General features: G+C 74.2%; 13 protein-coding genes. 4 read left to right on the top strand and 9 right to left on the bottom strand.

The genetic code is table 11. The annotated features are described in order from the left end of the window. Nucleotides 1–41: 41 nt before the first annotated feature. The 4 genes from ACFWI8_RS23160 to gmd all read right to left on the bottom strand — a co-directional run bounded on the left by ACFWI8_RS23160 (nucleotide 42) and on the right by gmd (nucleotide 5,354). Nucleotides 42–884, bottom strand: coding sequence for a glycosyltransferase family 2 protein (locus ACFWI8_RS23160; protein WP_387094730.1), 843 nt, complete (start codon nucleotides 882–884; stop codon nucleotides 42–44). A 19-nt stretch (nucleotides 885–903) separates the two neighbouring features. Then, entirely contained in the window at nucleotides 904–1,416 is a 513-nt protein-coding gene (locus ACFWI8_RS23165; RefSeq protein ID WP_387094732.1) for a hypothetical protein, read from the bottom strand. After that, entirely contained in the window at nucleotides 1,416–4,187 is a 2,772-nt protein-coding gene (locus ACFWI8_RS23170; RefSeq protein ID WP_387094734.1) for a LamG-like jellyroll fold domain-containing protein, read from the bottom strand. The genes ACFWI8_RS23165 and ACFWI8_RS23170 overlap by 1 nt, the downstream gene beginning before the upstream one ends. A 144-nt stretch (nucleotides 4,188–4,331) precedes the next feature. Then, the gene (gmd, locus tag ACFWI8_RS23175) at nucleotides 4,332–5,354 is read right to left on the bottom strand and encodes a GDP-mannose 4,6-dehydratase (RefSeq protein WP_387094736.1); all 1,023 of its coding nucleotides are present in this window, start codon (nucleotides 5,352–5,354) and stop codon (nucleotides 4,332–4,334) included. Nucleotides 5,355–5,421: 67 nt separating this feature from the next. Between gmd and ACFWI8_RS23180 the strand changes: the two genes are divergently transcribed. Next, on the top strand, nucleotides 5,422–6,420 hold the full coding sequence (locus ACFWI8_RS23180) for a GDP-L-fucose synthase family protein (RefSeq protein ID WP_387094738.1): 999 nt from the start codon (nucleotides 5,422–5,424) through the stop codon (nucleotides 6,418–6,420). Here ACFWI8_RS23180 and ACFWI8_RS23185 read toward each other — a convergent pair. From ACFWI8_RS23185 to ACFWI8_RS23200, 4 genes are all read right to left on the bottom strand, one after another. Continuing rightward, nucleotides 6,414–7,922, bottom strand: a complete 1,509-nt coding sequence (locus ACFWI8_RS23185) for a sugar transferase (protein ID WP_387094740.1) — start codon at nucleotides 7,920–7,922, stop codon at nucleotides 6,414–6,416. The genes ACFWI8_RS23180 and ACFWI8_RS23185 overlap by 7 nt on opposite strands. Before the next feature lie 204 nt (nucleotides 7,923–8,126). Beyond that, nucleotides 8,127–8,972: a heme ABC transporter ATP-binding protein gene (locus ACFWI8_RS23190; protein ID WP_387094742.1), complete on the bottom strand. Its 846-nt coding sequence runs from the start codon at nucleotides 8,970–8,972 to the stop codon at nucleotides 8,127–8,129. Beyond that, nucleotides 8,969–9,976 (bottom strand): FecCD family ABC transporter permease, encoded by a 1,008-nt coding sequence (locus ACFWI8_RS23195; protein WP_387094744.1) that lies wholly within the window; start codon nucleotides 9,974–9,976, stop codon nucleotides 8,969–8,971. Before ACFWI8_RS23195 ends, ACFWI8_RS23190 begins: the two co-directional genes overlap by 4 nt. 518 nt (nucleotides 9,977–10,494) lie before the next feature. After that, nucleotides 10,495–11,514, bottom strand: coding sequence for a hemin ABC transporter substrate-binding protein (locus ACFWI8_RS23200; RefSeq protein ID WP_387094746.1), 1,020 nt, complete (start codon nucleotides 11,512–11,514; stop codon nucleotides 10,495–10,497). Nucleotides 11,515–11,621: 107 nt separating this feature from the next. On the opposite strand from ACFWI8_RS23200, the gene ACFWI8_RS23205 reads away from it, so the two are divergent. Continuing rightward, nucleotides 11,622–13,115, top strand: a complete 1,494-nt coding sequence (locus ACFWI8_RS23205) for an HtaA domain-containing protein (RefSeq protein WP_387094747.1) — start codon at nucleotides 11,622–11,624, stop codon at nucleotides 13,113–13,115. Continuing rightward, complete coding sequence (locus ACFWI8_RS23210) at nucleotides 13,112–14,659, top strand: HtaA domain-containing protein (protein ID WP_387094749.1); 1,548 nt, start codon at nucleotides 13,112–13,114, stop codon at nucleotides 14,657–14,659. Before ACFWI8_RS23205 ends, ACFWI8_RS23210 begins: the two co-directional genes overlap by 4 nt. A gap of 69 nt (nucleotides 14,660–14,728) precedes the next feature. Here the strand turns inward: ACFWI8_RS23210 and ACFWI8_RS23215 are convergent, their stop codons facing one another. Further along, the gene (locus ACFWI8_RS23215) at nucleotides 14,729–15,625 is read right to left on the bottom strand and encodes a LysR family transcriptional regulator (protein ID WP_387094751.1); all 897 of its coding nucleotides are present in this window, start codon (nucleotides 15,623–15,625) and stop codon (nucleotides 14,729–14,731) included. 81 nt (nucleotides 15,626–15,706) lie between these two features. Here ACFWI8_RS23215 and ACFWI8_RS23220 point away from each other — a divergent pair, with 81 nt between their 5' ends. After that, nucleotides 15,707–16,726 (top strand): threonine/serine dehydratase, encoded by a 1,020-nt coding sequence (locus ACFWI8_RS23220; protein ID WP_387094753.1) that lies wholly within the window; start codon nucleotides 15,707–15,709, stop codon nucleotides 16,724–16,726. The last annotated feature ends 233 nt before the right edge of the window (nucleotides 16,727–16,959 follow it).

Genomic DNA, 16,959 nt, shown 5'->3' on the forward strand with positions numbered 1-16,959 from the left:
GGTCGCCGCATCAGCGGGGGAGCCGACCCCGCCCCGTCCGGTCAGTCGGTCGGCCGCTCGGCGGCGGCCGCCTCCCGCGCCTTCACCCCGATCTGCCAGCGGTAGAAGCTCATGGCCAGCGCGTAGTCGAAACCGGCCCGGCCGTCGAGGAAGCCCCGCCGGTACACGTAGGAGTACCCGAACGACAACAGCGGCTTGAACGGCGCCCGGTGGAAGATCTGCCCCTGCCGGGTCTTCGCCGTGCGGATCTGCTCCCGCACCTCGGGGTGGCGCTCAAGCCACGCCTCCCAGTCCGAGTACCGGTTGTGCCGGTCGAACCAGGTCCGCACCGGGTCGAGGTCCCGGTGCTCGATGGGGGCCCGCAGCCGGTGCACCGGCTCCGCGAGCGGCTGGTAGTGACCCTCCTGCTCGCCCATGCCCGGCGCGGCCAGGTCGTCGGGCTCCGGGAACCTGGCCCGGGTGCGGTCGAGCAGCGCCCGCTTCACAATGGTGTGGCCGTGCCGCAGCCGCCGCCCCGCGAACCAGTAGCCGAGCGGGATGTCGAAGGCCGCCGGGCGGACCGGTCGGCCGTCGTGGAAGATCCGCCGCAGCTCGGCGATCAGCTCGCCGCTCGGCGTCTCGTCCCCGTCGAGGAAGAGCATCCAGTCCGTCTCCGGGTGGACGTTCTCCAGACACCACTGCTTCTTCTTCGGGTAGCGGCCGTCCCAGGTGTAGGGGACGACCTCCGCGCCCTCCGCCTTGGCCAGGGCGCGGGTGTCGTCCGTGCTGTCGGAGTCCACGACCACCACGGCCGCGAAGTGGTCGATGACGGAACGCACCGCGCCGGTGATGTTGGCCGCCTCGTTCTTGGTGGGGATCGCCACCACGATCGGTAGTCGGGTCACTCGTCTCCCTGTCGCGCTGTCACTCTTCGGTCGCCGCCTCGGACTCCGCCTCGGCCAGCAGCTCGGCGTACTCCGGGCACAGGTGCTCGACGGCGGCCGCCGCGTCCGGGATCTCGCCCTCGCGCAACGCCCGCACCGCGCCCTCCCGGTCGTGCCGCTCCAGGTAGCCGATGCGGTAGCACGCCTCGTCGCCCATCTCCAGGATGGCGGCCGGGTCGGCGCCCACCGGCACCCGGTCGGTCAGGTACTCCCGCTCCTCCTCGGCGAACTCTCCCTCGGCGGGCGTGAGTTCCCCCTCGGGCACGGTCTCGTCCGGAACGCCGTCGTCGGTCGGCCCGGTGCCCGCGCCGGCGTCGGGAGTGGCGCCCGCCGTGGCCTCGTCGCCGGCCGCCTCGGGGCCCTCCGTCGCGGTCGCCGTGCGCTCGGACTCGGGCTCGCTGGCGGCCCGGCCGCCGTCGTCCCCGCCGCCGCAGGCGGTCAGCGAGACGACGGCGGCCAGGAGCACTCCGCAGGCCAGTGCGCGGGCCCTCATCAGGGTGCCCCGAAGGTCAGCACCAGCTGCGGCCGGTAGCCGCTCTGGGCGGCCTCCCTGGCCCACAGCCACAGGCTGTCCGTGCCCGCGCCGCGCAGCGCCACGTCGAAGTCGCCGCCGAGCGCGGCCCGCACGGTCGCCAGGTCGAGCGGCACCGAGTGGACGCCGCCGGGCGCCTCGGGGGCGCTCAGCGTGCCGAGTGTCGTGGCGGAGAGCGCGGGCCGGGTGGCGTAGGTGGTGGTGGCCTCGTCCCAGGCGCCGTCGATCGGCACCACCTGGAAGTCGTCGACCGAGCCCGCCACCGAGTCGTCGGAGACCCGCACCCGCAGCGCGGCGCTCTTCAGCACCTGCCCGGCCGGGGCGGCCGGCAGCCGGAAGCCGAGGTAGCTCTCGTAGGCGCTGCTGCCGCGCACCGCCAGCTGCTGGTGGCCGCCGTAGGTGGTGGTCGCCGCCGCGCCGTTGACATAGGTGTCGGCCGTCGGCGTCACGGTCGTCACGGTGTCGGTCGGCTGGGAGGCCGCCTGGTAGTGCGCCGAGACGCGGGCGGCGGACAGCTGGGCGGGGTAGACGGCGGTCTCGTCGAGCTGGCCGGCGAAGAGGTCGCTGGCCGGCCGGTTGGCCCAGTTGACCAGGGAGTCGCCGCCGGCCCGCCAGTAGCCGGTCACGTTGCGGGCGGTCGTGTAGAGCAGGTTGCTGGCCACCTGCTGGCCGTCCACGTAGAGCCGCATGCCGTTCGCGCCGACGGACGCCGCGACGTGGTGCCAACGCCCGTCGTTGTAGCGGCCGGAGCTGGTGATGACCCGGTTGCTGTTGTTGACGATGCCGAACGAGAGCCGGCCGTCGTTGAGCATGTAGAGGTTGTTGTCGCGGGCGGTGCTCGGCTGCAGCGTGCGGTTGCCGAGGCCGATCAGCTTGCCGCCCGAGGTGGTCGTGGTCCTGAACCACGTCTCCACGGTGAAGCGTTGCAGGCCGGAGAAGGAGCGGTCGCTGTAGGTGTACGAGTCGACGCCGTCGTGGCCGACGGCGGTCGCCTCGGGTCCCGGCACGGCGCCCGGTGTCACGCCGCGCTGCGGGCCGCCCCGGTGCACCCCGTTGTTGCCGTTGCCCGAGGCGTCGGAGGCGAAGTTGTTGGCGGTCTCGTCGTAACGCCAGTACAGCAGCGGGCTGTCGGCCAGCACGGCGGTCACGTACGGCTGGGTGCCGCCGGCCGCCGTCGCCGTCACGGGGGCGGAGAGCGCGCTGGTGTTGCCGGCGCCGTCGGTGGCGGTGATCCGGTAACTGTGGCTCTCGCCGGCCGACATGCCGGTGTCGGCGAAGCTGAGCTGCGCGCGCCGCCAGGGGACCGAGGACGCCTGCACGGTGTGGATCGGCTGGCTGCCGCCGTCCCGGTAGACCCGGTAGGTGAGCCGGCTGTCGTCCAGGTCGAGGCTGGGGCGCCAGGTCACGTCGATGCGTCCCGGCGTGGTGCTGGCGGCGTGCGCCTCGGGGACTGAGGGGGCGCCGACGTCGGGCGAGGTGGCGAAGCGGGTGAGGCCCCACTGCGGGGCGCCGTTGACGGTGGTGAAGCCGCCGCCCACCCACATGAAGTCCCGGTCGTCGGTGGGGTGGTCGGTGACGGCCAGCAGGGTGCGCGGGCCGAGCGCCTCGCCCAGGCCGTCGTTGGTGTTGGGGAACCAGCCCAGCTTCTCGCCGGTGTCCACGGCCTGCGCGAACAGGTGGTAGCGCTCCTGGTCGGGGAACTCGCCCATGCTGGAGCAGTCGTGGGCGTGGTGCGCGCTGTAGACCACGGAGCCGTGCACCGCGACGTCCTGGGTGGCGCCCAGGCAGGTGTCGCGCCAGCGCTCGTTGAAGGTGGCCAGGTCGAGCGCGATGCGGCCGTCGAACACGCCACCGCCGGTGCCCTCGTTGGCGGTGTAGAAGCCGGTGGCGTCGACCGCGATGTCCTGCACGGTGGAGCCGTCGTCGATGAACCCGAGCGGGTAGGTGCGGACGTTGGCGCCGGTGCTGGCGCTGACCACGGCCAGGGCGTGGGAGTTGGCGCCGTTCATGGTGTAGAAGTCGCCGCCGAGCAGCACGTTGCGCCCGTCGGGCGTGAGCTCGACGGCCTTGCCGATCTCGTCGGCGTTGGCCACCCAGCCGGGCACCACGGCGCCGTCGGTGGTGACGGCCGCGAACCGGCCGCGGGCCGTGCCGCCGATCTGGGTGAAGTCGCCGGCCAGGTAGACGCGGTCGGCGGTGGCGGCGATGTCCCGCACCATGCCGTTGGCGGCCGGCGGGAAGGGCCTGCGGGTGCAGCTCGGAATGTCGAAGGCGGCGACGCTGCTGGCGCCGACGCCGTTGACCGAGCCGAAGGTGCCGCCGACGTACAGGGTGCGCCCGTCGGGTGAGACGGCCAGCGCCCGCACGGTGGCGGTGCCCGAGCCCACCGAGAACGACAGGTCGCAGTCGACGGGTTCGCCGGTGGCGGCGTCCAGGGCGACGAAGTTGCCGGCGGGACGCTCCTGCGTGCCGGCCTCGGCCCCGGGCGGCCGGACGGCGGAGAAGGTGCCGCCGACGAAGACGACGCCGTCGGCCTCGGCGAGGGCGTACACGATGCCGTTGGTCTGCCAGGTCGGCAGCTCGTCGGCGGTCATCCCGACCGGCTCCGTCACCGCGACCGCCGCCGGCGCGGCGGGCCCGGCCAACAACCCACCCGCCAACGCCACCACGACCCCGGCCCCGCCCAGCCGTGTCCGCCGCGCAAGGAACCGCCGCAAGCCCCTGGCTCTCATCGCCTCACCCACTACCCAACCAGCCTTACCGATCCGCACTGTGCCGCCATCCGGCGCAACTAGGACCAACCAACGGCCCGTCAGGTTGTGCGCGAACGGTGGTGAATCCGGGGCGCGTGGTGACGCCCCGGCGCACGCGGTCGCTCAGCGGTCGATCCGGACCCGCCGGCCGCTCAACTCGGCGTCCAGCGTCTCGATGTCGGCGGCCACCATCAGCTCGGCCAGCTCGCGCCAGCGCACCTCCGCCTTCCAACCCAGCACCTCCCGCGCCTTGGACGCGTCCCCGATCAGCGCGTCCACCTCGCTCGGCCGCTCGTACTTGGGGTCGAACCGCACGTACTCCGTCCAGTCGAGCCCGCCGGCCGCGAAGGCGGCCTCCAGGAAGTCCCGCACCGTGGCCGCCACCCCGGTGGCCACCACGTAGTCGCCGGGCTCGTCCTGCTGGAGCATCCGCCACATCGCCTCGACGTACTCCGGCGCGTAGCCCCAGTCGCGCACCGCGTCCAGGTTGCCCATGTAGAGCCGGTCCTGGAGCCCGGCCCTGATCCTGGCCACGGCCCGGGTGATCTTGCGGGTCACGAACGTCTCGCCCCGGCGCGGCGACTCGTGGTTGAACAGGATCCCGTTGACCGCGTAGAGGCCGTACGCCTCACGGTAGTTGACGGTGGACCAGTAGCCGTAGACCTTGGCGCAGCCGTACGGGCTGCGCGGGTGGAACGGCGTCTCCTCGTTCTGCGGCGGCGGCGTCGCGCCGAACATCTCGGACGAGGACGCCTGGTATATGCGGGTGTCGATGCCGCTGGCGCGGATCGCCTCCAGCAGCCGCAGCGTGCCGAGCCCGGTCACGTCCCCGGTGTACATCGGGACGTCGAACGAGACCCGGACGTGCGACTGGGCGCCCAGGTTGTAGACCTCGTCCGGTCTCAGCTCGCGCAGCAGGTTCACCAGGGCCACGCCGTCGGAGAGGTCGGCGTGGTGCAGCACCAGCGTCCGGGACGGCTCCTGCGGCCCCTGGTAGACGTGGTCGATCCGCTCGGTGTTGAACGAGGAGGACCGCCGCAGCAGGCCGTGCACCGTGTAGCCCTTGGCCAACAGCAGTTCGGCGAGGTACGAGCCGTCCTGTCCGGTGACGCCGGTGATCAACGCCGTCCTGTTACCGCCACTCATCGCGGCCCCAGCCTTTCTCTTCGGGAAGAACAGAGAGATATGTGTGGTTATGCAACAATCCGTTGCCATGACGACACTGCTGCCGCCCGACGCGCGGATCTTCGTCGCGGGGCACCGCGGCCTGGCCGGAAGCGCCATCGCCCGCCAACTCGCGGAACAGGGCTACGAGGTGCTGACCAGGACCCGCGCGGAGCTCGACCTGCGGGACGCCGACGCGACCCTGCGCCACCTGCGCGACACCCGACCCGACGCGGTGGTCCTCGCCGCCGCGACGGTCGGCGGGATCCTGGCCAACGACCGCTACCCGGTGCCGTTCCTCGAGGACAACCTGCGCATCCAGCTCAGCGTGATCGCCGGCGCGCACGCGGCCGGCGTCGACCGGCTGCTGTTCCTCGGCTCCTCGTGCATCTACCCCAAGCACGCGCCGCAGCCGATCACCGAGGACGCCCTGCTGACCGGCCCGTTGGAGCCGACCAACGAGCCCTACGCGCTGGCCAAGATCGCCGGCATCTCCCAGGTCAGGTCCTACCGGCGGCAGTTCGGGCGCTCCTACGTGGTGGCCCTGCCCACCAACCTCTACGGCCCGGGCGACACCTTCGACCCGGAGAACTCGCACGTGCTGCCCGCGCTGATCCGCCGCTTCCACGAGGCGAAGCGGGACGGGCGCGAGGAGGTGACGCTGTGGGGCACCGGCACGCCGCGCCGCGAGTTCCTGCACAGCGACGACCTCGGCCGCGCCTGCGTCACCCTGCTGCGCGAGTACGACGGCGACTCGCCGGTCAACGTCGGCGTAGGCGAGGACCTGACGATCGCCGAGCTGGCCGCGGTCATCGCGGAGGCCGTCGGCTTCACCGGCCGGATCGCCTGGGACCCGAGCAAGCCGGACGGCACCCCCCGTAAGCTGCTCGACGTCTCCCGGCTCGCCGCGCTCGGCTTCACGCCCCGGACGCCGCTGCCGCGCGGCGTCCGGGAGACCTACGAGTGGTGGCTGGGTGAGGGCGCGGCCGGTGAGCGTCCCCGCAGCTACGCCACCGTGCCCGCGCCGGCCCGCACGGGCCATCAGTAGGCGCCCCGGCCGTCGACGACCGCGCGGAAGGTGCGGGCCAGGACGTCCAGGTCGCCGGTCACCGACCAGTTGTCGGTGTAGAAGAGATCGAGCGCCAGGCCCTCGTCCCACGACAGGTCAGAGCGGCCGCTGACCTGCCAGGGGCCGGTGATCCCCGGCTTGACGCCGAGCCGGCGCAGCTCCACCGCGCCGTAGCGCGCCACCTCCTCCGGCAGCGGCGGCCGCGGCCCGACCAGTGACATCTGGCCGCGTAACACGTTGACGAGCTGGGGGAGTTCGTCCAGCGAGGTGCGGCGCAGGAAACGGCCGAGCCTGGTCACCCGGGGATCGCGGCGGATCTTGAACAGCGGGCCACTCAGATGTTCGTTGAGCCCCTCGAGTTCGGGCCGCCGCGACTCGGCGTCCGCGACCATGGTGCGGAACTTCCACAACGTGAACGGGGTGCCGCGGTAGCCGATCCTGGTCTGCCGGTAGAGCGCCGGCCCACGCGAGTCCAGGCTGACGGCCAGCGCCAGGGTGAGCAGCAGCGGGGAGAGCACCACGAGCGCCACGCCGGCCGCCACCCGGTCGAGGACCGACTTCAGGGCCGGCTGCGGGCCGTTGCGCAGCGGCGGGGCGATGTGCAGGAGGTTGAGCCCGGCGGCGGTGGAGACCGTCAGCCGGCGCAGCGCCACCTCCGAGAGGCCGGAGGCGACGGCGAGTTGCAGGCCGGCGTCCTGGACGGCCCAGCAGACGCGGCGCAGCCGCTCGCCGGTGAGCAGGCAGCCGGGCGCGACCAGCACCAGGTCCGCGTCCTGCCGACGGGCCGCGGCCAGCACCGTGGAGCCGTCCGGGCCCTCGGGTATCAGGTCCGGTATGGCGGGGGAGCGGTCGACGGCCGCCGGGAGCCGTCCCATCTCCGGGACGCCCGAGGTGAGTTCGCCCGCGTCGCCGACCAGCACGGTGCCGATGACGACATAGGCGTGGTCGGTGCGGGCGGCCAGCTGCGCGGTGACCTCGTCGACCGGCCCCGGCTCTCCCACCACCAGCACCCGCCGCACGGCCTGGGCCCGGTGCCGCTGCGCCAGCAGGTGACGGTGGATCAGCGCGCCCGTCGCCGCGGTGATCAGCAGGGAGGGCAGGAGGGCGGCTAACGCCGAGGCGACGGCCGACTGTTCGCCGGTGACGGCGCGCAGGCCGGCCAACAGACCCAGGAAGATCAGCCAGTCGTGGACGGTGGGCAGCAGGCCGCGGGTCTCGCCCAGCGAACGGGGGCGGTAGCGGTGGTGGATCACCCGGACGGTGACCCAGGAGACGGTCGCGACGGTGGCGGCGGCCAGCGGGCGGGGCTCGGCCGCCAGGCCGTAGACGGCGAGGACGGGGACGAAGACGCCCGACACGTCGGCGGCGACGGCGAGTGGCGGGTACCAGCGGGAGGTTTCACGACGGCCGATGGGCCGCGGCGCCGCCGTTGGTCTTCGGACGAGCCCGGTCGCCGAGTTGTCGGGCTGATGATGACGCATGGACCCCCCAAGGTGATGCGACAACACGAGAGCGGTGAAGCCGTTGCGGCAGGAGTGCAACGGTACTGCGTTGATGAGGCGGAGATACGAAGAAGAACGGCGCGTCCTCATCTCCCCCTGAGTTCGCGCCGGGCCGCAGAAAAGGCTAGGGCATCCAACTACCGTTTGGCGTGCGTTGGCTATAACTTTCCCTGCTTGTGGGGCTCACCGGCCGGATCGCGCCACGCGACGGGGCACCACCAGACGCACCCCCGTCTCCGGATGCGGCAGCACCTCCACCGGGTGCTGGTAGACCCGGCTCAGCGACTCCTCGGTGAAGACCGCCTCCGGCGGCCCGTCGGCCGCGATCCGGCCGCCGTGCAGCACGGCGGCCCGGTCCGCGTGGGCCGCGGCCAGGCCGAGGTCGTGCAGCACCACCACGACGGCGTCGCCCGCCGCGGCGCGCGCCCGGCAGACGCCGAGCACCAGCTCCTGGTGGCGCAGGTCGAGGGCGGCCGTCGGCTCGTCGAGCAGCAGCAGCGGCGCCCGTTGGGCCAGCACCCTGGCCAGCGCCACCCGGGCGCGTTCGCCGCCGGAGAGCGCCGAGAAGGGCCGCGCCGCGAACGGGGTGACCTCGGTGGCGGCCATCGCCTCGGCGACCGCCGCGTCGTCCTCGTCCTCGGCCGGTGTCCCGGCCCACGGCGCGCGCCCCATCCGCACCACCTCGGCGACGGTGAACGGGAAGGCCAGCGTCGCCGACTGGGGCAACAGGGCACGGCGCAGCGCGAGCCCCCGCGCGCCCCAGGCGCCCGGCGGGCGGCCGGCGATCGTCAACCTCCCCGCCGAGGGCGGCAGGTCGGCGGCGAACGCCGCCAACAGCGTGGACTTGCCGGCGCCGTTGGGGCCCACCAGGGCCAGCAACTCGCCGGCGCGCACGGTGAGGTCGACATCGTTCAGCACGGCACGGCCGCCGAGGTCGACACCGAGCGAGACGGCCTGGGCCAGCGGCTCGCCCGGCGCGGGCCTGGCCGGTGGCTCGGGCGCCCTGGCGCGCAACAGCCGGCCGATCACGCCCAACCCCCCTGCCGGCCGCGGGTCCTGCGGAGCAGCCAGAAGAAGAACGGGCTGCCGATCAGCCCGGTGATCACGCCGAGCGGCAGCTCGGCCGGCTCGGCGACGGTGCGGGCGACGAGGTCGGCCGCGAGCAGCACCAGCGCCCCGGCGAGGGCGCTGCCCGGCACCAGGAAGCGGTGCCCGGGACCGGCGACCATGCGCAGCAGGTGCGGCACGACCAGTCCGACGAAGCCGATGACGCCAGCCACCGCCACGGCCGCGGCGGTGAGGAGCGCGACCACCAGGATCAGCGAGACCCGCAACCGCTCGACGTTCACGCCGAGATGACGCGCGGGGCGCTCGCCCAGCGCCAGCAGGTCGAGGCGCCGGGCGTAGCCGGGGGCGACCAGCAGCCCGAGGGCGGCGCAGGGCAGCACCGCGAGCACCTTGGGCCAGGTGGCCTGGGAGAGCGAGCCGAGCTGCCAGAAGGTGATCTGCGAGACCTGGGCGTTGTCGGCGAAGAAGATGAACAGGCCGACGAGCGACATGGCGAAGGCGTTGACGGCGATGCCGGTGAGGATCAGCGTCACCACCTCGCTCCGACCGCCGGCCCTGGAGAGCGCGTACACCAGCCCCACCGTGAACAGACCGGTCACGAACGCGAAGACGGTGACCGTCCAGTTGCCGAGGACGTCGATGCCGAACGCGATCGCGGCGACCGCGCCGACGGCGGCGCCCGTCGACACGCCGATCACGCCGGGTTCGGCGAGCGGGTTGCCGAAGACGCCCTGCATCAGCGCGCCGGCGCAGCCGAGCGAGGCGCCGACGAGCATCGCCAGCACGACGCGGGGCAGCCGGACGTCCCACAGCACGCTCTCCCCGATCCGGTCGAGCGGCTGCCCACCGAGGTGCAGCCGGTGCCGGACCGACCCGACCAGCTCACCGAGCGGGATCTCGTACGCGCCGACCGCGGCGGCCAACGTCGCCGTCGCGACGAGCGCGACCAGCAGCACCGCCCCCACCCACCCACCCCTCCGCGCCGGCGCGCCCCCGGCGGAGCCGGCGGGGGCTTCCGCTTCGCCGGTCGCCCGTGCGGAGCGGGGCGGGTGCCCCGGCGTAGCCGCGCTGGCGGCACCTGCCGCACCGGCCGGCCAACCGACGCTGTCGGCTTCCGTGACGGGCTCGGCCGCCGGCCGCGGGTCCGCGCCTCCGGCGCGGGACCGCGGCGCGGCTTCGGCGACGTGAGGCCGTGCGTCCGTGCCGGCTTCGCGGGCTGCTCGGCGGGCGTCGCCCGTGCCGCCCCGGAGAGGTTCCGCTTCGCCGGTCGCTTGTGCGAAGTTGGGCGACGCCGGCCGAGGGGTTCCTTCGTCTTCCGCGGCAGGGCCGGACGGCTGCGCCGCCAAGGCGCCCGGCTCCGCAGGCCCCTGGGCGCCGGCCGGCCGTACCCCCGCGCCTTCGGCGCTCGCCGCACCGGCGGCGGGCCTGGCGGCCACCTCCGCGCCTGCGGCGCGGGGCGTGGCCCGTCCGGCCCGAGGACGTCTCATCGGGCGGAGCCCGTCTCGTGGATCTGGGTGGTGAGGGAGGCGAGCACCTGGTCCGTGCGGGGGCCGTAGTTGAGGAGCATGCCGTCCTCGACGCTGGCGACGCGGCGGTCCATGCCGGCGGGGGTCTGGGCGACGCCGGGGAGTTCGAGGAGGCCGTCGACGCCGCCGACCGATTCCAGGCCCTTGGTCATCACCAGGATCACGTCCGGCGCCGCGGCGACCAGCGCCTCGCTCGTGATGGGGGTGAAGTCCCGGTCGAGGCCCGAGTCCGCGCCCGCGTCGATGCCGCCCGCGGCCTCGATCAGCGAGGTCGCGCCGGACTCGGCGCCGCCGATCAGGTAGACGGAGGCCGAGCCGCGCAGGTAGAGGAACGCCACGCGCGGCCGGTCGCCGTCCGCCGGGAGGTCGCGCTGGACGGCCGCGATCCGGTCCGCCGTGCGGGAGTTGAGCTCCTCGCCGGCGGCCGGCACGCCGAGCGCCGTGGCCACCGCCTCGATCCTGCTCGCCACGGAGTCCAGGTCGAGCGCCGCGTCGAGCACCACCACCGGCACGCCGGCGGAGCGGATCTGGTCGACGGCCTCCGCGGGCCCGCTCGTCGACTCGGCCAGCACCACGTCGGGCCGCAGCGACAGCACGCTCTCGGCCGAGACGTCGTGGCCCCTGGTGACCACCGGCAGCTCCGCCGCCTGCTCGAACGTGGCCGTGACGTCGCGGGCCATCACCCGCTCGCCGAGCCCGAGCGTGAAGACGATCTCGGAGAGCGAGCCGGAGAGCGGCACGATGCGCCCGGCGGACTCCACGGTCACCCGCTCGCCGTCCGCCGAGTCGACCGTCACCGGGAGCTCCGGCGTCGGCGCCGGCCCTGACAGCGGCTCCACCCGGTCGACGACGGTCTCCACCACGCTGGTGGACGGGCCGTCGTCCCCCGAGCCGGCGGCCGAGCCGCCGCAGGCGGCCAGCGCCGGCAGCAGGAGCAGCGCGCCGAGAACGGCCGTCAGGGGACCAGCTCGCTTCATGTCTCCGCACCTCTCCCTGCTTCTTTCCCGGGGTGGCCATCTGCCGCCGAGACTTAGGTTAGCCTAACCTCAGTTTGTCGCCCCTGGTTGTCGGGAGGGTCCCTTCGATGCTGTCCAGGATGCTGCCCGGACACCCGCGTCCACGTGCCCTGTTGTCACTCGCCACGCTTCTGCCGCTCGCGCTGCCCGTGCTGCTCGCGCTGTCGCTCGCGCCGCTCTCGGGCGTCGCGCACGCCGCCGAACGCGCCGTGGCCGGCGGCCGGCTCGACTGGGGCATCCGTTCGTCGTTCCAGAGCTATGTCACGGGCCCCATCGCCGGCGGCAGTTGGACGCTGAGCGGCGGCGCAGCGACCGTCGGCCAGAGCCAGTTCCGCTTCCACTCGGCAAGCGGCGACTACGACCCGGAGACCGGCGCCCTCACCGCCGGCTACTCGGGCGGCGTCCGCTTCGTGGGGCACCAACAGGACGACGGCTCATACGAGTTGGACCTCACCATCAGCAACCCCACGGTCAGCGTCGCCGGCAGCTCCGGCACCCTCTACGCCGACATGCGCGGCAAGGCGCGCGGCAGCGGCGAGATCACCGAGTCGACGCAGGTGCCGCTGGCCGCGCTCGACCTGACCGGCGTCGACCTGCGCGGCGGCACCCGGATCGCCGTCTCCGCCATCCCCGCCACCCTCACCGCCGAGGGCGCGACCGCCTTCGCCGGCTACTACCAGGCGGGCGAAGCCCTCGACCCCGTGACGCTCACCGCCGACACCGAGGACCCCGAGCCGGCCGCGACCGAGACCGAGCCCGAGCCCGAGGAGACCGGCGAGGAGCAGGACCAACCGGCCGAGGGCACCGGGGAGTTCGCCGACGCCGTGGTCGACTGGGGCGTCCGCCGCACCTTCCGCGAGTACGTCACCGGCGAGATCGCGGCCGGCGGATGGACGCTCACCGACGGCGCACAGGACGGCGGCGCGCTCTTCAGGTTCCCGGCGGGTCGGGGCACCGCGGACCCCGAAGCCGGCACGCTCCAGGCCGAGTTCGACGGCGCCGTCACCTTCACAGGCACCGACCTCGACCTCACCCTCGGCGGCGTGACCGTCTCCGTCGCGGACGGCACCGGCACCCTGGCCGCCGACGTCACCGCGAGCGAGCAGGGCCAGGAGGAGGACCTGCCGCTGGTCACCTTCGCCGCCGAGCCCGAGCGACTGGCCCCCCGGGACGGCCTGATCCTCCTGACCGAGGTGCCGGCCCAACTGACCGAGCAGGGCGCGGCGGCCTTCGGTGGCCTCTACCGGCCCGGCACCGAGATGGACCCGATCACCCTCGCCGTCGCCCTCGACCCCGACGCCGAACTGCCCGCCCTGCCCGACCTGGGCAGCGAACCCACCGCCGCGGCCGAGCCGGCGACCGGGGAGCCGTACGCCGACGAGGAGTCCGTCCAGGCCGAGGACATCGACCGCGGCGCCTCGGCCCTCACCCTGTTCGCGATCGTCGCCGGGCTCCTACTCGCCCTGGCCGCCCTCGCGTTCGGCATCCTGCGCCGCAACCGCCGCGCGGGGCCAAAGACAACGACCGACACCACCCCATCCGAGGAGACAGACCCCGCATGAGGCCCACCAGACCCCTGCTGCTCGCGGCGGCCACCGCCACCGTGCTGAGTGTCACCGCCCTGGCCGCCCCGGCGTTCGCCGAGGACGGCGGCACCGACGCCCCCGCGCCCTCGGCCATCGGCCTCACCGACGGCACGCTCGACTGGGGCGTCAAGGAGTCCTTCCGCCGCTACATCAGCGGCCCGATCGCCGGCGGCAGCATCACCGTCGCCGACGGGGCCGAGACCAACGGCGACGGCAGCCACCGCTTCACCGACGGCACCGGCACCTACGACCCGACCACCCACGCGGTGGACACGGGCTTCGACGGCAGCGTCCACTTCCTGGGCCACGGCGGCGAGTTGGACCTGAAACTGGCCGAACTGCGGGTCGTCACCGAGGGCACCACGGGATCGATCGTCGCGGACGTCACGGTCGCCGGCACCACCACCGAGGACGTCGAGTTCGCCAGCCTCGATCTGTCGGCCGTCGCGCCGGGCCAGGGCGAGCGCGGCGCCATGGTCTTCGAGGACATCCCGGCCACCCTCACCGAGGACGGCGCCGAGGCGTTCGAGTACCACGGTACCCCGATGTACCAGCCGGGCACCGCGCTCGACGCCGCCACGCTGACCGTGACCCCGGTCGCCGAGGAACCCGAGGGGCCGGGCACCCCGGAGGAGCCCGGCACGCCGGAGCAGCCGGGCACCCCGGAGCAGCCCGGCACGCCCCAGGAACCGGAGCAGCCCGGCACCCCCGAGGGGCCGCAGAACCCCTCGCCCGAGGAGCCGGAGAACCCCGAGGAGCCCGGCACCCAGGACCCCGACACCTCCGGCACCGTCCAGGAGGGCCGGCTCGACTGGGGCGTCAAGGAGTCCTTCCGGAGCTATGTGACCGGCCCGATCGCGGGCGGCGACGTCGAACTCTCCGGCGGCGCCACCGAGATCGCCGACGGCTACCGCTTCCCGGCCGCCGGCGGCGAGTTCGACCCCGAGGCGCCCGCCCTGGACGCCGAATTCACCGGCGGCGTCCGCTTCACCGGCCACGAGGGCGCGCTCGACCTGCGGTTCAGCGAACTCGCCATCGAGATCGACGGTACCGAGGGCGAGTTGATCGCCGACGTGTCATCGAAGGACCGCACCAGCGGTGAGGTCACCGAGTACGACGCCCTCACCGTCGCCGAACTCGATATCCCCGCCGACGCGTTGAACCCCGTCGACGACGTCCTCACGCTGGACGCGGTGCCCGCCACGCTCACCGCCGACGGCGCCGAGGCGTTCGGCGGCTTCTACTCGGCCGGCGAGGAGCTCGACCCCGTCACCGTCACCGTCGCACTCGTCGAGGGCGCCGACCTCGGCGGCGACGACAACCCGAACGACGACGATGGCGACGACACCGGCGGGCCGAGCACCCAGACCGGCGCCCGCGGCGGCGCCACCGGTGGTGCCCTCGCCAGCACGGGCGCCGGCGGCGACCTGCCGGCCGCCCTCGGCACCGCCGCCGCCCTGACCGCGATCGGCGCGCTGGCCTACGGGGCCACCCGCCGACGCCTCACGCCGGAGAGCTGACGGTCCGGCTCTCCCCGGGGGGCGCGCCCGCCGCCACCATCGCCACCACCAGGGCGGCCGGCGCGGCCCTCACCAACCGTCCGCGCGAACCGTGGCCTCCAGCACGTCCAGGAACGCCCGCACCGGGCGGGCCGCCGGCGGCGCGCCGTAGATCGCCACCGACACCCGCCGCCGGTCGCCGGGCAGCCGGTCGGTCACCACGCCCGCGTTCCGATGGGCCTGGAGCGCGAGACCCGGCAGCACGCTCACCCCGAGGCCGGCGGCCACCAGCGCCTGCACCGCCACGTGGTCGTCGGTCTCGAAGGTGATCCGCGGCGTGAACCCGGCCCGCTCGCACACCGACACCAGGTGCTCCCGGCACCGCTCGCAGCCGGCGATCCAGCTCTGCTCGGCGTGCGTGCCGAGCTCGCTGCGCGGTCCCGGCCAACTCCCGCCGCGGGCCGTGACCAGATACAGCGGCTCGTCGAGCAGCGGCGTCACCGTCGTGTTGCGCCGGTCGCCGCGCACCGGATCGTCGTGCTCGAAGATCAACGCCGCGTCCACATCCGCGTTGCGCAGCGCGGTCAGCGCCTCGGGCGGCTCGGCCTCGGTCAGCGCCAGCTCGATCCCCGGATGCTCGGCCGCCAGCCGGGCCGCGGCGGCCGGCACCAGTGTGGCCAGCGCCGAAGGGAACGCGGCCAGCCGCACCCGCCCGACGCGCAGGCCGGCGTGCGCGGCCAGCTCGGCGCGTGCGGACTCCACCTGCCCCAGGATCTCCTCGGCGCGCGCCGCCAGCAGCCGGCCGGCCTCGGTGAGGATCACGCCCCGCCCGGCCCGCCGTATCAGCACCACGCCGACCTCGGCCTCCAGCTTGGCCAGGTGATGACTGACGGACGGCTGGGCGTAGTGCAGCGCCTCGGCGGCCGCCGTCACGGAGCCCTCACGGGCGACGGCGACCAGCACGCGGAGCCGGGTCAGGTCGAGCACAGGCAAATCATAGGCAATATCGATACTTCCAGAGAAAACAAGCATTGGATCTATCGGTCGCCGCCGTGCCACGGTGCTTGCATGGCCGTTCTCTCCCCGCCCGCCCAGGCACCCACCATCACCGACGCGCTGCGCGCCCGCCGGCTGCTCGCGGACCACCTGCCGCCGACCCCGATGTGGTCCTACCCGGCGCTCGACGCGGCCGCGGGCCACGGCACCACCGTCCTGGTCAAGCACGAGAACACCCAGCCGACCGGCGCCTTCAAGGTGCGCGGCGGCCTCACGCTCCTCGCCGGCATGGACGCGGCCGAACGCGCCCGCGGCATCGTCGGCTACTCCACCGGCAACCACGCCCAGTCACTGGCCTACGCGGCCGCCAGGTTCGGGGCGCCCTGCGTGATCGTCATGCCGGTCGAACCCAACCCGGCCAAGGCACGGGCCGTGCGGGCGCTCGGCGCCGAACTGATCGAGGCCGGCGCCGACCTCGGCGAGGCGGCGGCGCACGCGGAGCGGGTGGCCGCCGAGCGGGGCATGCGGCTGGTCAGCGCGGCCGACGAACCGGACCTGATCGCCGGCGTCGCGACCGTCTACCTGGAGATCTTCGACCAGGCCCCCGACCTCGACGCGCTGATCGTCCCCGTCGGCGGCGGCAGCGGCGCGGCGGCCGCCTGCCTGGTGGCGGCCGCGGTCGCCCCACGATGTCGCGTCTACGCCGTCCAGTCCGCGGCCGCGCCCGCCGCGCACGACTCCTGGCACGCCGGCCGCCTCCTCACCCGCCCCATCCGCACCCGCGTCGAGGGCCTGGCCACCGGCGCCGGCTTCGACCTCCCCCAGCGGATCATGCGGGACCACCTGACCGACTTCCTGCTGGTCGACGACGACACGATCGCCGACGCCCAGTGGCGGCTGATGCGCGACGCCCACACCCTCGCCGAAGGCGCCGGCGCGACGGCCCTCGCCGGCCTCCTGGCCCGCCCCATCCACTTCACCGCCCGCCGCGTCGCCATCGTCTGCACGGGCGCGAACGCGAGCGAGTCCGAACTCCGCGCGACCCCCTGGCGGGGGCAAGGCCCCGAAGGGACCTCCGCCCCCACGAACTGAGGCCGGCCGAGGGCCCCGACAACTGCGGGGACCCGGCCGCGAGGGCCGGACGACCGGCCAGGCCTCGGAGGAGCCCGGCTCAGGCGCCCGCAGGGCGGTCGGAGGGGCCTCGCCCCTAACACCCCGTCGCCTACCGGGCGCAGGCCCCCGCCGAAGCGGCGGTTCGCCACGCGAACGGCTCAAACCCTCCGACGGCCTCCGCCGTCCGGGACTGGGGTCCCTTCGACGGGCGG

Origin of the sequence: Streptomyces sp. NPDC127098, assembly GCF_042722465.1 — a bacterium.
Classification (GTDB): Bacteria; Actinomycetota; Actinomycetes; order Streptomycetales; family Streptomycetaceae; genus Streptomyces; species Streptomyces millisiae.

What these genes read in the sequence shown, in the direction of transcription:
- ACFWI8_RS23205 (WP_387094747.1), top strand. Translation starts at nt 11,622, where the DNA reads ATGCTGTCCAGGATGCTGCCCGGACACCCGCGTCCACGTGCCCTGTTG.
- ACFWI8_RS23185 (WP_387094740.1), bottom strand. Translation starts at nt 7,922, where the DNA reads ATGCGTCATCATCAGCCCGACAACTCGGCGACCGGGCTCGTCCGAAGA.
- gmd (WP_387094736.1), bottom strand. Translation starts at nt 5,354, where the DNA reads ATGAGTGGCGGTAACAGGACGGCGTTGATCACCGGCGTCACCGGACAG.
- ACFWI8_RS23180 (WP_387094738.1), top strand. Translation starts at nt 5,422, where the DNA reads ATGACGACACTGCTGCCGCCCGACGCGCGGATCTTCGTCGCGGGGCAC.
- ACFWI8_RS23210 (WP_387094749.1), top strand. Translation starts at nt 13,112, where the DNA reads ATGAGGCCCACCAGACCCCTGCTGCTCGCGGCGGCCACCGCCACCGTG.
- ACFWI8_RS23170 (WP_387094734.1), bottom strand. Translation starts at nt 4,187, where the DNA reads ATGAGAGCCAGGGGCTTGCGGCGGTTCCTTGCGCGGCGGACACGGCTG.
- ACFWI8_RS23200 (WP_387094746.1), bottom strand. Translation starts at nt 11,514, where the DNA reads ATGAAGCGAGCTGGTCCCCTGACGGCCGTTCTCGGCGCGCTGCTCCTG.
- ACFWI8_RS23220 (WP_387094753.1), top strand. Translation starts at nt 15,707, where the DNA reads ATGGCCGTTCTCTCCCCGCCCGCCCAGGCACCCACCATCACCGACGCG.
- ACFWI8_RS23165 (WP_387094732.1), bottom strand. Translation starts at nt 1,416, where the DNA reads ATGAGGGCCCGCGCACTGGCCTGCGGAGTGCTCCTGGCCGCCGTCGTC.